General features: G+C 73.7%; 16 protein-coding genes. 12 read left to right on the forward strand and 4 right to left on the reverse strand.

Annotated elements, in window-relative coordinates; all coding sequences use genetic code 11:
• The first annotated feature begins 2 nt into the window (after positions 1 to 2).
• A complete protein-coding gene (locus AC4MBH_RS08520) occupies positions 3 to 743 on the forward strand; it encodes a class I SAM-dependent methyltransferase (RefSeq protein ID WP_491794359.1) in 741 nt (246 codons plus the stop codon).
• A gap of 46 nt (positions 744 to 789) precedes the next feature.
• On the opposite strand, the gene AC4MBH_RS08525 is transcribed toward AC4MBH_RS08520, so the two are convergent.
• Positions 790 to 1,188, reverse strand: coding sequence for a hypothetical protein (locus AC4MBH_RS08525; protein ID WP_491794361.1), 399 nt, complete (start codon positions 1,186 to 1,188; stop codon positions 790 to 792).
• 226 nt (positions 1,189 to 1,414) lie between these two features.
• On the opposite strand from AC4MBH_RS08525, the gene folP reads away from it, so the two are divergent.
• The 5 genes from folP to AC4MBH_RS08550 are packed head-to-tail and all read left to right on the forward strand — an operon-like array spanning position 1,415 to position 4,292.
• Complete coding sequence (folP, locus tag AC4MBH_RS08530) at positions 1,415 to 2,236, forward strand: dihydropteroate synthase (RefSeq protein WP_491794363.1); 822 nt, start codon at positions 1,415 to 1,417, stop codon at positions 2,234 to 2,236.
• The gene (gene folB / locus AC4MBH_RS08535) at positions 2,233 to 2,613 is read left to right on the forward strand and encodes a dihydroneopterin aldolase (RefSeq protein WP_491794365.1); all 381 of its coding nucleotides are present in this window, start codon (positions 2,233 to 2,235) and stop codon (positions 2,611 to 2,613) included. Before folP ends, folB begins: the two co-directional genes overlap by 4 nt.
• On the forward strand, positions 2,606 to 3,175 hold the full coding sequence (gene folK, locus AC4MBH_RS08540; RefSeq protein WP_491794367.1) for a 2-amino-4-hydroxy-6-hydroxymethyldihydropteridine diphosphokinase: 570 nt from the start codon (positions 2,606 to 2,608) through the stop codon (positions 3,173 to 3,175). The genes folB and folK overlap by 8 nt, the downstream gene beginning before the upstream one ends.
• A 7-nt stretch (positions 3,176 to 3,182) precedes the next feature.
• The gene (locus AC4MBH_RS08545; protein WP_491794369.1) at positions 3,183 to 3,659 is read left to right on the forward strand and encodes a DUF3180 domain-containing protein; all 477 of its coding nucleotides are present in this window, start codon (positions 3,183 to 3,185) and stop codon (positions 3,657 to 3,659) included.
• A gap of 9 nt (positions 3,660 to 3,668) precedes the next feature.
• Entirely contained in the window at positions 3,669 to 4,292 is a 624-nt protein-coding gene (locus tag AC4MBH_RS08550) for a hypothetical protein (RefSeq protein WP_491794371.1), read from the forward strand.
• Between the two features lie 68 nt (positions 4,293 to 4,360).
• Here AC4MBH_RS08550 and AC4MBH_RS08555 read toward each other — a convergent pair whose 3' ends face one another.
• Positions 4,361 to 5,428 (reverse strand): hypothetical protein, encoded by a 1,068-nt coding sequence (locus AC4MBH_RS08555; RefSeq protein WP_491794373.1) that lies wholly within the window; start codon positions 5,426 to 5,428, stop codon positions 4,361 to 4,363.
• Positions 5,429 to 5,494: 66 nt separating this feature from the next.
• Between AC4MBH_RS08555 and AC4MBH_RS08560 the strand changes: the two genes are divergently transcribed.
• Entirely contained in the window at positions 5,495 to 6,574 is a 1,080-nt protein-coding gene (locus tag AC4MBH_RS08560; protein WP_491794375.1) for a GNAT family N-acetyltransferase, read from the forward strand.
• 16 nt (positions 6,575 to 6,590) lie between these two features.
• Here the strand turns inward: AC4MBH_RS08560 and AC4MBH_RS08565 are convergent, their stop codons facing one another.
• Entirely contained in the window at positions 6,591 to 7,601 is a 1,011-nt protein-coding gene (locus AC4MBH_RS08565) for an ABC transporter ATP-binding protein (RefSeq protein WP_491794377.1), read from the reverse strand.
• Between the two features lie 3 nt (positions 7,602 to 7,604).
• On the opposite strand from AC4MBH_RS08565, the gene AC4MBH_RS08570 reads away from it, so the two are divergent.
• From AC4MBH_RS08570 to AC4MBH_RS08580, 3 genes are read left to right on the forward strand one after another with little or no spacing between them, the layout of a single operon-like run.
• On the forward strand, positions 7,605 to 8,321 hold the full coding sequence (locus tag AC4MBH_RS08570) for an ABC transporter permease (RefSeq protein ID WP_491794379.1): 717 nt from the start codon (positions 7,605 to 7,607) through the stop codon (positions 8,319 to 8,321).
• Positions 8,318 to 9,073, forward strand: a complete 756-nt coding sequence (locus tag AC4MBH_RS08575; protein WP_491794381.1) for an ABC transporter permease — start codon at positions 8,318 to 8,320, stop codon at positions 9,071 to 9,073. Before AC4MBH_RS08570 ends, AC4MBH_RS08575 begins: the two co-directional genes overlap by 4 nt.
• 58 nt (positions 9,074 to 9,131) lie before the next feature.
• Positions 9,132 to 10,073: a glycine betaine ABC transporter substrate-binding protein gene (locus tag AC4MBH_RS08580; RefSeq protein ID WP_491794383.1), complete on the forward strand. Its 942-nt coding sequence runs from the start codon at positions 9,132 to 9,134 to the stop codon at positions 10,071 to 10,073.
• A 204-nt stretch (positions 10,074 to 10,277) separates the two neighbouring features.
• Here AC4MBH_RS08580 and AC4MBH_RS08585 read toward each other — a convergent pair whose 3' ends face one another.
• Complete coding sequence (locus tag AC4MBH_RS08585; RefSeq protein ID WP_491794384.1) at positions 10,278 to 11,402, reverse strand: glycosyltransferase family 2 protein; 1,125 nt, start codon at positions 11,400 to 11,402, stop codon at positions 10,278 to 10,280.
• A gap of 27 nt (positions 11,403 to 11,429) precedes the next feature.
• On the opposite strand from AC4MBH_RS08585, the gene AC4MBH_RS08590 reads away from it, so the two are divergent.
• Both AC4MBH_RS08590 and AC4MBH_RS08595 read left to right on the forward strand, forming a co-directional pair.
• Complete coding sequence (locus tag AC4MBH_RS08590) at positions 11,430 to 12,539, forward strand: sulfotransferase family protein (RefSeq protein ID WP_491794386.1); 1,110 nt, start codon at positions 11,430 to 11,432, stop codon at positions 12,537 to 12,539.
• Positions 12,536 to 13,486, forward strand: coding sequence for a hypothetical protein (locus tag AC4MBH_RS08595; RefSeq protein ID WP_491794388.1), 951 nt, complete (start codon positions 12,536 to 12,538; stop codon positions 13,484 to 13,486). The genes AC4MBH_RS08590 and AC4MBH_RS08595 overlap by 4 nt, the downstream gene beginning before the upstream one ends.
• The last annotated feature ends 23 nt before the right edge of the window (positions 13,487 to 13,509 follow it).

Genomic DNA, 13,509 nt, shown 5'->3' on the forward strand with positions numbered 1-13,509 from the left:
GCATGCGTCGTCACGCCCTGCTCGCTGAGCTCCACCGGCTGCTGGCCCCGCGCAGCTACCTCGAGATCGGGGTCAACATCGGGGGCAGCATGACCCTCTCGCGCACCCGCTCGATCGGCATCGACCCCTACTACTCCCTCGAGCGCGAGATCATGTGCGACGTCCACCTCGTGCGCACCTCCAGCGACGAGTTCTTCGTGCGCGAGCACCCCCTGGCCCACTTCGACGAGCCGGTCATCGACCTGGCCTTCATCGACGGCATGCACCTGGCCGAGTACGCCTTCCGTGACTTCGTCAACGTCGAGCGCTACACGCACCCGGGGACGGTGATCGTGATCGACGACATGCTCCCGCGCGACGCCCCCGAGGCCCGGCGCGACCGGTCCGTGCGTTCGGGCAGCAGCGCCTGGGCCGGCGACGTCTACAAGATCCTCGGCACGCTGCGCGAGATCCGCCCCGACCTGGTCTGCCTCGAGGTCGACACCGCCCCCACCGGCACCGTGGTCGTGCTCAACCCCGACGCCGCCAACCTGACGTTGGTCGAGGCGGCCGACGACGTCGTGGAGTCCTACGTGACCCCCGACCCGCAGGACGTGCCCGTCGAGCTGATGGACCGCCGCGGTGCCCACGACCCCCGCACCCTCCTCGACCTCCCGGTCTGGGCCGAGCTCGCCGCCGCCCGCACCCTGCCGGTCGACGAGGCGCGGACCCGCGTCGCCCAGGCCGTCGCCGGCCTCCGCTGACCGGGTCGTCGTACGGAGGCCCGGCCCGCGGGGGCTCGGGGTGCGGTCAGCGGGGGGTGGGCTCGGGCAGGCGGGTCTCCGGCTCGGGCCCCGCGAGCAGGGCGAGGGGCTGACGAGCGGTGTCGGTGACGAGCAGCCGGGCCTGGAGGGGCACCAGCGGGCCGCCCTGGGTGATGCGCAGGGCGAGGTGCCAGACACCGGGGGTCGCCTGCGCCTCGGGGATGTCGGCGACGAGGCGTGGCCGGGCGCCTGGGGTGACCGTGACCGGCACCCGGAACGGCGTGCGCTCGCCCTTGACCTCAGGGCGCAGGCGCAGCCAGACCGGGCCCCTCGTCAGGCCGTCGCCGGCCTCGCTGCTCAGGTCGTCGGGCAGGGTCAGGACGACCCGGATGACGTCGCCGAGGCGCCGGGCGTAGCTGTCGACGGCTTCGATCGCGGTAGGCACGGCGCAAGCGAACCACACCGACCGTGCGTACCGGTCGTCACCTTCTCCCCGTCCCGGTCGAGCCGCGCGTCCGGGACGACGGCATCTCGCGGTCTCCCGCACCGCCCAGGAGGTCCGCCGTGGGTGGCACCTGCTGAGGAAGGGGCCACCCCGGGATGGCGGTCGTCGACCACGTCGACCTCCGCGGCCGACCTGGCTCCCGGCCCGAGCCGGTAGGTTCCCGGCCATGGCCGGCGCTGTGGTGGTGATGGGCGTCGTCAACGTCACCCCCGACTCCTTCTCCGACGGCGGCCACCACGCCGACACCCGCTCCGCGGTCGCCCACGGGCTCCGGCTCCTCGCCGACGGCGCCGACGTCCTCGACGTCGGCGGCGAGTCGACCCGGCCGGGTGCGACCCGGCCGCTGGTCTCCGAGGAGCTCGACCGGGTCGTGCCGGTGATCGAGGCGCTCGCGGCCGAGGGCGCCCGGGTCTCGGTCGACACGATGCGCGCCGAGGTGGCCGCGGCGGCGCTGGCGGCCGGCGCCACCATCGTCAACGACGTCTCCGGCGGGCTCGCCGACCCCGCCGTGCTCGCGACGGTGGCGGCATCGGGCGCGACGTACGTCGCCATGCACTGGCGCGCCCACAGCGACCGGATGGCCGACCTCGCGACGTACGACGAGGAGGGCGGCGTGGTCGCTGCCGTCCGGCGCGAGCTGGGGGAGCGGGTGGCCGCGGTACGGGCCGCCGGGATCCGCGATGACCGGGTGGTGCTCGACCCCGGGCTCGGCTTCGCCAAGCGCGGCGAGCACAACTGGCAGCTGCTCGCGGGGCTCGACGAGATCGCCGCACTCGGCTTCCCGCTGCTGGTGGGGGCGAGCCGCAAGTCGTTCCTCGGCGCGCTGCTGGCCGAGGTGGACGGCACCCCCCGCCCTGTCGACCAGCGCGAGGTCGCCGGTCACGCGCTGACGCTGGTGCTGGCCCAGCGGGGCGTGTGGGGGGTGCGGGTGCACGACGTGCGAGGCACCCGTGATGTGCTGCGCGTGTGGGAACGGACGTCCGGATGAGCGGCACCGACGAGATGGCCGTGCGCGGCATCGAGTGCCGGGGCCACCACGGCGTCCTCGACTTCGAGAAGCGAGACGGGCAGACGTTCCTGATCGACCTCGTGCTGGGCCTGGACACCCGGCCCGCGGCGGCCTCGGACGACTTGCACGACACCGTCGACTACGGGAGTCTCGTGGCCTCGGTGAAAGCCGCCGTGGAGAACGATCCGGTCGACCTGATCGAGACCCTCGCCCAGCGGATAGCAGACGTCTGCCTCTTGGATGGTCGTGTTCAATGGGCGCGGATCACGGTCCACAAACCCGAAGCCCCCATCGACGCGACGTTCGCCGACGTCGCGCTGACGATCACCCGAGAGCGCGAGGTCCCCCGTGACTGAGACCCCCAACCCGAACATCGTCGACGCCGACACCCTCACCGGGGAGATGCGTCCGATCCGCCGGGTGGTCATCGCGCTGGGCTCCAACCTCGGCGACTCGATGTCGAGCCTCCAGGGCGCCGTCGACGCCATCGCCGACACCCCCGACGTGTGGGTCACCGGGGTGTCCCCGGTCTACGAGACCGAGCCCGTCGACTCCCCGGCCGGCTCGCAGAACTTCCTCAACGCCGTCCTGCTCGCCGACACCACGCTCGCGGCCAACCGGCTGCTCGAGCGTGCTCTCGCGGTCGAGGACGCCTACGACCGCGAGCGCAGCGACGTCCCCAACGCGCCCCGCACCCTCGACGTCGACCTGATCGTCGTCGGCGACCGGCGCAGCGACACCGAGACCCTGCAGCTCCCGCACCCGCGGGCGGCCGAGCGGGCCTTCGTGCTCAAGCCCTGGTTCGACCTCGAGCCCGACGCCGAGCTGCCCGGCTACGGCCCGATCGCCGAGCTGCTCGCCAAGACCGGGGTCGACGGTCTCACCCCCCGCGAGGACCTCGCCCTCGACGTCGAGTGACCGCCGGGTGACCGCGCACGGCCCGGAGGGCGGTGGCACCCTGCGCCCGACCCACCCGCCGGTGCTGGCGGGCTGGGCGGTGGCCGGCCTCGTGGTCGGCTGGCTCCTCCACCCGTTGACCGAGCGCACCGGCACCCCGCCGATGGTCACCTGGGCGCAGCCGTTCGGGCTGGTGCTGGTGGCGGCGATCGTGGGCGGGACCGCCTGGTCGACGTGGCGCACCCTCCACGTGCGCCGCGAGCTGCTCGAGCCGCACCGCGCGGTGAACCGCCTCGTGCTAGCCCGGGCGTGCGCCTACGTCGGCTCGCTGGTCGGGGGCGGCTACCTCGGCTACGCCGTCAGCTGGCTGGGCGACGCGTCCCCGCTGGCTGATGAGCGCCTCGTCCGGTCGGCGGTCGCGGCGGTCGGTGGACTGCTCGTGGTCGTCGCATCGCTGCTGCTCGAGCGCGCGTGTCGCGTCCGTTCCGACGACCCGCCGGACTAGCGTTCGCCCATGACCTCCCCGGCTGGCCCCGCCCGTCCCGGTCCCGCCACGCGGCGCCGGCAGCGCTCCACCCGTGTCGCCGTCGCCGGCGGCCTCCTCGTCCTGGCCGTCGCGGCCGTGGTGGTCGCGGTCGTGAGCGGGTCGTGGCTCGTCGCCACGGTCGCCGCAGCCGCCGCCGCCGTCCTGGGCGCCTCTGCCACCCGGATCACCTACACCGAGGTCGCCGACACCCGCCGCGCGTGGGCGCGCGACCGCGCCGAGCAGGCGACGGCGTACGCCGCCCTCACCGAGACGCGCACCACCGAGCAGGCGCTGTACGTCGCCGACACCAGTGGCCGGATCGCCCGCCACGAGGCCACCATCAGCCGGCTCGAGGGCCGCCTCGCCGACGCCGCCGCCGAGGTCGCCGCCACCCGCGCCGAGCTCGCCGCCGAGCAGGACAAGGTGCTGGCCGTCGAGCGCGCCTCGGCCGAGGAGGTCGAGCGGATCACGGCCCGGCTCGGCGACGCCGAAGAACGGGCCGCGATGGCGGTCGTGCAGGTCGCCGAGCTCGAGCAGGAGCTCGACGTCGTCCAGGCCGAGCTCAGCGCCTGGCAGAACACCGGCGCCGCCCTGCGTCGCAAGCACGCCTGAGCCACCCCTGCCGCTCGCCGGCATCGGTCACGCCAGCCGCCCCTTCCGCGACCCCCGTCGACCGCCGCTCAGCCGCGTGACCGGCGCCCGAGGCCCGGCAGCCGCAACCCCGGTCGCCGCTCGGCGTCCGCGGCCGGTGTCTCCGCGGCCGCGGTCTCCTCGGACGGCAGCTGTGCCAGCAACGAGGCGATCCGGGCGTCGCGCTTCTCGAGGCGCTCGGCGAACTCCTGCTTGACCTCGCGGGCCGTCTGCGCCCGGGCATCGCCGAGGATGCCGGCCGACATCCGGTACAGCGCGGCGTACTCGTCGCGGAGCCCGGCGACCGCGTCGACGAGCGCGGGGTCGTCGGGGGCGCGGACCAGGCGGGTGGCAACCTGCCAGGCCCGCTCGGCGAGGTCGACCAGCGGCGCGCCGACGTCGAGCTCGTCCCACGTCGACACCGAGTGGTTGAGGGAGACGTCGAGGAAGTCGTCGACCTCGTGCGGTCCCCCCAGGTCGCCGAGGCCGAGACCGAGCTGCGCGTCGACGCGGCCCAGCGCCGAGCGCCAGTCGGTGACCAGCTCGTCGTACAGGACGAAGCAGCGGGGCAGCGACCGGGTGACGCGCTCGGTCTCGAAGAGCGAGTTGAGCCAGGCCGCCACGTTGGTCGTCTCGCGCAGGTGCCGGACGTCGTCGCGACGGCCCGCCTGGTGCTTGGAGTCGCGCGAGCGCACCACCTCGGTGGGGTGGCGCAGCATCGTCAGGGTGGCCAGCTCGGCGCCGGCCGCGGCTACCGCGCGCTGCCACAGCGGCAGCACCCAGAACGCGCGGGTCTCCTTGACCAGGATCACCTCGCCCGGCTCGCGCTGCTCCACCTGCTGGCGCATCCAGTCGGTGAACCGCTGCTCGCGCCGGGGTGTGAGGCTGTCGAGCGCGATCGCCGCGGCCTCCGGCCGGGCGTCCACGTCGCGCAGGAGCGGCTTGAGCCACCGGGCGTGGAACGTGGTCGGCCACGACGACTCGTAGTAGCCGCGCGGGTTCCACTCGTCGGCCTGCTTCTCGGGCTGCGGGATGTGCAGCCCGAGCCGCTTGAGCGAGCCGGCGACGCTGCTCGTCCCGCTGCGTCCGGCGCCGGTCACCACCACGACCTTCGTCACGGGAAGACCCTACGCGTCCGGCACCGCTGCCCCCCGCGGAGGGAGGACGGGGCAGAATCGGCTCTCGTGCCGACCGACGAGTCCCGTTTCGAGCCCGACCCCGAGGAGATCGTGGGCGACGAGCCCGCGGGTCTCCCCGACGGGTGGGTCGTCGGTACCCCCGACCCCGCCGACCGCGTCGACCTCGCCCGGCTGACCACCCTGCTCCGCGAGCACGAGCGGCACGGCCGCGGCTGGGCCGGCGCCGGCGTCGACGACGTCCTGGTCGAGGTCTCCGAGGCCGGGCTGCGCACCCGCGAGAACGTCGTGGTCCGCGACACCGACGGCCTGGTGCGGGCCTGGGGCAGCGTCCACGACCGCGCCGGGGGGCGGATGCTCCTCCTGCACGTGGTCGAGCGCGACCTGGCACCGGCGGTGGGTCGGGCCTGCTCGGACCTGCTGGTCGAGTGGGCGGTCGGCCAGGCCGTCGCCGTGGGCACCGCCCGCGGTCTCGACGTCCAGCAGGTCGACACCGGCGCCTTCGCCGGCGACGAGCGCCAGGCGCGCTGGTTGACGGCGTCCGGCTTCACCAAGGTGCGCACGTGGTGGCAGATGTCGCGACCGGTGCGCCCCGACGAGTCCGACCAGGTGCCGTCGGTCGACGAGTGGAGCGACCGTGGCGTGCGGTTCCGGCAGGTACGTCGCGCCGGCGACGGCATGCCCGACGAGACCGACCTGCGGGCGGTCCACGACGTGCTCGAGGAGGCGTTCCGCGACCACTTCAACTCGTGGGAGGAGACCTTCGACGAGTTCCTGAGCCGGCTGCGCGAGGACCCTGGCCACCGCTGGGACCACTGGTGGCTCGCCGAGCTCGAGGACCCCGCCGAGCCGGTCGGCGCCCTCGTCGGCACCGTCTCGGAGTCGAGCACCGGCCCCGACGGGTCCTACGTCTCCTACATCGGCGTCCGCGAGGCCGCCCGGGGCCGCGGCGTCGCCAAGGGCCTGCTGCGCACGATCATCGCCGACGCCGCCCTGCGCGGTCGCGACCGTGTCGGGCTCGAGGTCGACGCGGACTCCTCGACCGGTGCCGACGGCCTCTACACCTCGATGGGGTGGGAGACGTCGTACGTCACCGAGTCGTGGCACCGCGACGTCCCGGTCGCCTGAGGGCCTGAGGGCCCCGTCAGCCGGTCGCGAGCGAGGCGCGCAGCGCGCGGTGCACGCCGTCGGGCGTCAGCACGCCGACGAACTCGGCGCCGTCCTTGACCCCGATCATCGGCCGGTCGTCGCGCAGCAGCGCCGCGAGCGCCTCCTCCAGGGAGGAGTCGAGGTCGATGGCCGCGCCGAGGTCGCCGGCCTTGATGCCGTCGACCGGCTCGAGGTGCTCGCGGTGGAGCCGGGTGACGGTCAGGCGGCGCAGGCCGCGGGTGGAGCCCACGAAGTCGGCGACGAAGTCGTCGGCCGGTCGGGCGAGCAGCTCGGCGGGGGTCGCGTGCTGGGCGAGCCGGCCGCCGACGGCGAAGACGGCGACCCGGTCGCCCATCCGCACGGCCTCGTCGATGTCGTGGGTGACCAGCACGACCGTCTTGCCGAGCTCGCGTTGCAGGCGCAGGAACTCGTCCTGCAGGCGCACCCGCACGACCGGGTCGACGGCGCCGAACGGCTCGTCCATGAGCAGCACCGGCGGGTCGGCGGCCAGGGCGCGGGCCACGCCGACGCGCTGGCGCTCGCCGCCGGAGAGCTGGTGGGGATAGCGGTCGGCGTACTGGCGCGGGTCGAGACCGACCATCTCCAGCAGCTCGTGGGCGCGCTTGCGCGCGGTCGCCCTCGACTCGCCGTACAGCAGCGGCACCGTCATCACGTTGGCGCCGATCTTCTGGTGCGGGAACAGACCGACGGCCTGGATCACGTAGCCGATGCCGCGGCGCAGCTTCACCGGGTCCTGGCGGGTGACGTCGACACCGTCGATCTCGATGGCGCCCGTGGTCGGCTCGATGAGGCGGTTGATCATCTTCAGCGTGGTCGACTTGCCGCAGCCCGACGGTCCGACCAGGCACACCAGCTCGCCGCGACGCACGTCGAGGTCGAGGGCGCGCACCGCCGCGGTGCCGTCGGGGTAGGTCTTGCCGACGCCCCGGAGACGAATCATCACTTCGTCGCGCGACTCGGTTGCCCGGGAGCCGGTAGGTTCCATGCGGTGACCCTACTGGCGGCGGCCGTCGGCACGGCGGCCCGCGAGCCGAAGTGCTACTCGCGCGACGTCAACGCGTGGTTCTGCACCGACTACCTGCGGGACCGGCAGGACGAGATCGTCGACGCGACCGTGACCCACCTCCAGATCACGGTCGCGGCCGTGGCGCTCGGCCTGGCGATCGCGTTCCCCCTGGCACTGGTCGCCCGGCGCTTCCCCCGGCTGGAGTCCTCGGTGCTGGGGTTGAGCACCTTCGTCTACACGATCCCCTCGCTGGCGTTGCTGCCGCTGCTGGTCCCGCTGACCGGGCTCACCGCCACCACCGTGGTCATCGGGCTCGGCCTGTACTGCCTGACGATCCTGGTGCGGGCGCTGCTCGACGGACTGCGCTCGGTGCCCGCGGAGGTCGTCGAGTCCGCGACCGGCCTCGGCTACGGCCGGGTACGGCTGCTGCTGCGCATCGAGCTGCCGCTGGCGATCCCGGTCCTGGTGGCCGGCCTGCGGGTGGCCACCGTCTCGACGGTCGCGCTGACCACCATCGGGACCGTCGTGTCCGAGGGCGGCCTCGGCACGCTGATCGCCAACGGCAAGAACACCGAGTTCAACGCCGAGCTGATGACCGGCGCCGTGCTGTGCGTGCTGCTCGCGCTGGTCCTCGACCTCGTCCTCGTGCTCGTCCAGCGCGGCCTCACGCCGTGGAGTCGGGGGGTGCGCAGCGCATGAGCGACGTCCTCTCCTTCCTGTTCGACGGCGCCAGCTGGGCCGGCCCCGGCGGGCTGGGGGAGCAGCTGGTCGAGCAGCTGCTCCTCACCGTCACCGCGCTGCTCCTGGCGCTGCTGGTCGGGCTGCCGCTCGCGCTGTGGCTGGGCCACCTCGGCCGGTTCGGGTTCCTGGCGATCAACGTCTCCAACATCGGTAGGGCGGTGCCGACGTTCGCGCTGCTCGCCCTGCTGGCGCGCTTCTCCTGGCCCGGATCCGAGGAGTTCGGGCCCTACGGACGCGCCGGTCTCGCGACGCTCCTGGCGCTGCTGTTCTTCGCCCTTCCCCCGATCATCACGCAGGCCTACGTCGGCGTCCGCGAGGTCTCCGCCGACGTCAAGGAGGCCGCCCGGGGCATGGGGATGTCAGGCACCCAGCAGTTCTGGCGGGTCGAGCTGCCGCTGGCGCTGCCCCTGGTGATGTCGGGCGTGCGGCTGGCGCTCGTCCAGGTGTGGGCGACGGCGACCATCGCCGCGCTGGTCGGCGGCCCGGGGCTCGGCAACGTCATCCGGCTCGGCTTCGCCAACGTCGACCGGCGCAGCGAGGGCATCGCCGGGGCGCTGCTCGTCGCGGTCGTCGCGCTGGTGCTCGAGCTGCTCGCGGCGCTGGTCCAACGGCTGGTCGACCCGGTGCCGCGGGCCGCTCGTGGTGGCGCCGATCGGGGAATGTCGCCGGTCGCCTCTACCGTTGCACCTGCGGCACCCCGCAACAGCTGAGCCCCGATCCACCGGACACGCGTGGCCACCAGGCCACGGGACACAGAAGGTCACCGTCATGAAGCTTCGTCGCACGCTCGCCCTCGTCACCTCGCTCAGCCTGATCGGACTCACCGCCGCGTGCGGCGACGACGACTCCGGGTCCGACTCCGGGTCCGGCGGCGGGGGAGGTGGAGGGGGGACCGCCGTCACGGTCGCCACCCAGGCCTTCCCCGAGGCCGAGCTGATCGGCGCGCTCTACGACGAGCTGCTCTCCGCCAACGGCTTCGAGGTGACCGTCGAGTCGGTCGACACCCGCGACGCCTACTTCGGGATCTTCCCCGGCGACGTCGACATCGTCCCGGAGTACCTCGGCGCCTACGGCGAGGCGCTCAACCTCGACGCCAACGGCGAGGGGGCCGAGCCGGTCGCCACGAGCGACTCCGAGGAGACGCTGGCGGCCGTCGAGCCGCTCGCCGCCGACAAGGGCGTGACGCTGCTCGACCTGTCCGAGGCCAACTCCCAGAACGCCTTCTTCGTCACCCAGGAGCAGGCCGACTCCGGTCTCGCTGCCCTCTCCGACCTCGAGGGCGAGAGCGTGGTCCTGGCCGCGGCGCCCGACTGCGAGGGCCGCGCCGACTGCGAGGGCGGCCTCACCGGTACCTACGGCATCGACGTGACCGAGATCCTGCCGCTCGGCTTTGCCTCTCCCGAGACCTACACCGCGGTCAAGGACGGCGAGGCCCAGCTCGGCCTGACCGGCACCATCGACCCCAACCTCGACGACGAGGGCCTCGTGCTCCTCGAGGACGACCGTGGCATCCAGCCCGCGCAGAACTACGTGCCGGCCGTCTCCACCGACTTCCTCGAGGCCAACGCCGAGGTCGAGGGCCTGCTCAACGACCTGATGGCCGCCCTCGACAACGACGCCGTCAACGAGCTGCTCGGCCGGGTCACCCGCGACCGCGAGCAGGCCGAGGACGTCGCCAGCGACTTCCTCGAGTCCGAGGGCCTGCTCTAGCAACCGGTTCCGGCCGGCGCCGGCGTGCGGCGCCGGGCCGAGGTCGGCGGACCTGTCGTTCCGCGCGATCGAACGGGAACGGCAGGTTTGGACCCAGCGGATCTGTCGTTCGCGCGCGATCGCACGGCAACGGCAGTTTTGGGGCCAGCGGATCTGTCGTTCCCGCGCGATCGCGCGGGAACGTGGCTCGCCGACCCGGAGAACTCAGGTCTCGGTGTCCTTCAGCGCCAGGGCCGCGTGGTCGACGGTCGCCGGGTCCAGGCCCGGCACGTCGATCCGCGGCCCGCGGGCGTCGTCGAGCACCCGCGGTACCCGCTCGCCCGGGGGGAGCGCGGCGACGTACGACATCACCAGGGCGGCGTCGTCGCGGCGGCCCTGCTCGACCAGCCAGCCGGTGAGCCGGTGCACCGGCGGCAGGCCGCTGTGCGCCAGCGACCGGGTGCCCCACAGCTCGCGGACGCCCGAGGCGAGCAGCGCCCACCACTCGTCGTCGGCGTCCGGGATGTGCAGGAAGTAGCGGTGCAGGTCGCCGGGCAGCACCAGGTCCTCGAAGACCCGGGTGACCTTGCCCGAGCCGTAGTCGAGCACGCTGTCGCGGCTCATCCGCTTGGTCACCCACCGGTCCTCGAGGTCGGCGAGCGAGGCGCGCTGCTGGGTGATCGAGGTGCCGTCGGTGCGGATCCGCCAGTGGTAGACGACGTCGGGCACGATCCCGAACCGGCGGGCCCGGAGGTAGGCCTGGGTGGTGGTCGGCTGGTCCTCGTAGCGGTGTCCCTCGAGCCACGACAGCCCGGCGGCGTCCCAGAAGTCGCGGCGGAACAGCTTGTTCCAGGCGAAGACGTCGCCGAGGACCTCCGGCTGCTGGTCGATCACCAGCGCAGCCCGGGTGCGGTGCAGCCGGCGCATCCACGGCGGCTGCACCAGCTCGCGCTCGGCGCCGGGGTGCCACCAGGCGATCGACCCGGTCACGAAGTCGCAGCCCGAGCCGGCGAGCTGCTTGTGCAGCACGTCGTACGCCGTGGCCGGTACGGCGTCGTCGGAGTCAGCGAACGTGACCAGCGGGCCGGTGGTGTGGCGCAGGCCCTCGTTGCGAGCCGCGCCGAGGCCGTGGTTGGCGGTGTGCACGACGCGGACCCGGGCGTCGCGGCCGGCGTAGTCGTCGGCGATCGCGCCGGACCCGTCGGTCGAGCCGTCGTCGACGACCACGACCTCGAGGTCGGGCCAGGTGGAGGCGAGCACGCTGTCGAGGCACTCGGCCAGGTAGGCCTCCACGTCGTAGACCGGCACGACGACGCTGATCCTGGGGGAGGAGCGCCGTCGCAGTCGCATGCGGCGAGGTTAGTAGGCTCACCGACCGTGACCGACTCCAGCGCCGTCGACCAGCAGAGCCCGCGGACCGTGCTCTTCGTGGCCGGTGCCGGACGCTCCGGCACCAGCACGATGGCCGGGCTGATGAAGATCCTCGGCCTGCACGTGCCCCAGCCCGAGGTGGCCGCCGACGCCTCTAACCCCAAGGGCTTCGGCGAGCCGCAGTGGGTGGTCGACCACCACGACCGGCTGCTCAGGGAGGCGCTGGTCCAGGTCTCCGACAGCCGCCCCGACGCGTGGTTCGACACCGGGCGGATCAGCACCCGCGAGCCCGAGCGGATCGCCACCGCCGCGTGGCTCGAGGAGCACCTCGCGGTCGCCCCCGAGCTGGTCGTCAAGGACCCGCGGCTGAGCTGGTTCCTCGGCCTGTGGCGGGTCGCCGCGATCCGCACCGGCGCACGGCCGGTCTTCGCCACGATGCTGCGGCCACCGGCCGAGGTGGTCGGCAGCAAGCAGACCTACTACGCCAACAAGCTCGGCGCCGCCCACCTCGCGGCGTCGTGGCTCAACATGCTGCTCCACACCGAGCGCGGCACCCGCGACTCCACCGGCGGGCAGGCGCGCGTCTTCGTCCGCTACGCCGACCTGCTCGACGACTGGACCCGGGTCACCATGGACGTCGGCGAGCGGCTGCAGCTGCAGCACGTGCTGCACGCCAACAGCGAGCAGATCCGCGACGGCCACCGCTTCGTCGACCCGTCGCTGCGACGGATGACCCTCACCCTCGACGACCTCGGCCTCCCGGCCCGGCTGCACGAGCTGGTCGGTGAGACCTGGACCGAGCTCAACCGCCTCGCCGACCCCGGCGGCGACACCCCCGAGGCGCACGCGACCCTCGACCAGCTGCGGGAGGCCTACACCGACCTGTACGCCGAGTCCGCCGCGATCTCGCGCTCCTCGGTGGTGCACGCCGAGCACCGGCTCAGGCGGCAGGGCCCGGGCCCGGCGGCGCCGGCTGCTCCCGGGTCTCCGGGGGCTCCGGGGGCGGCGCCTGCTGCGGCGAGCGTCGTCGACCGCATCCCGCACGGTGTGCGCGCCGCGATCCCGCCGTCGGTGCGCCGGGGCCTCCGTCGCGCGGCCGGTCGCGAGCGCGCGTGACGGCCCACGCCGGGCAGACCGGCCTGCGCAACCTCGAGGGCCACACCGACTTCGACATCACCTGGCCCTGGACCCGCCCCGGCGGGCTGCGCGCGGGCAGCACCGCGGTGCTGCGGGTCAAGGACGAGGCGCCGTCACTGCCGTGGGTGCTGCCGCCGCTGCTGCGCGCCATGGACCACGTCCTCGTCGTCGACAACGGCTCGACCGACGGGACCCCCGAGGTGGCCACCGCGACCGCCGAGCAGGCCGGGCTGGCGCACCGGCTCACGCTGGCGTCGTACCCCTTCGCCGTCGCGCGCGCCGGCGCCGAGCACCGCGCCGTGCACGAGCTGTCGGTGCACTCGCTGGCCTACTTCTACAACTGGTGCTTCGCCCAGGTCGGCACCCGCTACTCATTCAAGTGGGACGGCGACATGGTGCTCACCGCCGAGGGCGAGGCGTCGCTGGCCGACCTCGCCTGGCAGGTCGGTGACGTGCAGTCGATCATCCGGGTGCCGCGGCACGGCCTCTACCTCGACTCCCGGTCGCCGCAGCGCGGGTTCCTCGACCTCGGCCTGCGCAACGCCGAGGAGTGGGGCTTCCCGATCGGGCCCGACTTCGTGTTCACCAAGGCCTTCGAGTGGGAGGTGCGCACCACCCCCACGCCGGTGCTCTCCATCGGGCTGCCGCACGGGCTGTGCGTGGAGCTGAAGTACCTCGACGGCGACGAGTTCGCGCACTGGACCGACCCGGCGTCGTTCGCCACCAGCTACCGCAACAAGCGCAAGCGCCGCGAGTGGGAGGTCTTCCACGCCCTCAACGCCGGCACCGTGCCCGAGGGCGTCCACGAGATCGTGGCGCCCGACGGCGTCCACGTCGTCGACCACGTCACCCGCACCTGGCTGCCGCGCGCCCCGCGGCCGCTACAGGTGGGCACCGTGGTCACCTCCGACGACGTACGCCGCTGACGGGACCCCGCGACGCCGCGCCA

Source organism: Nocardioides sp. WJ219 (genome assembly GCF_058559815.1).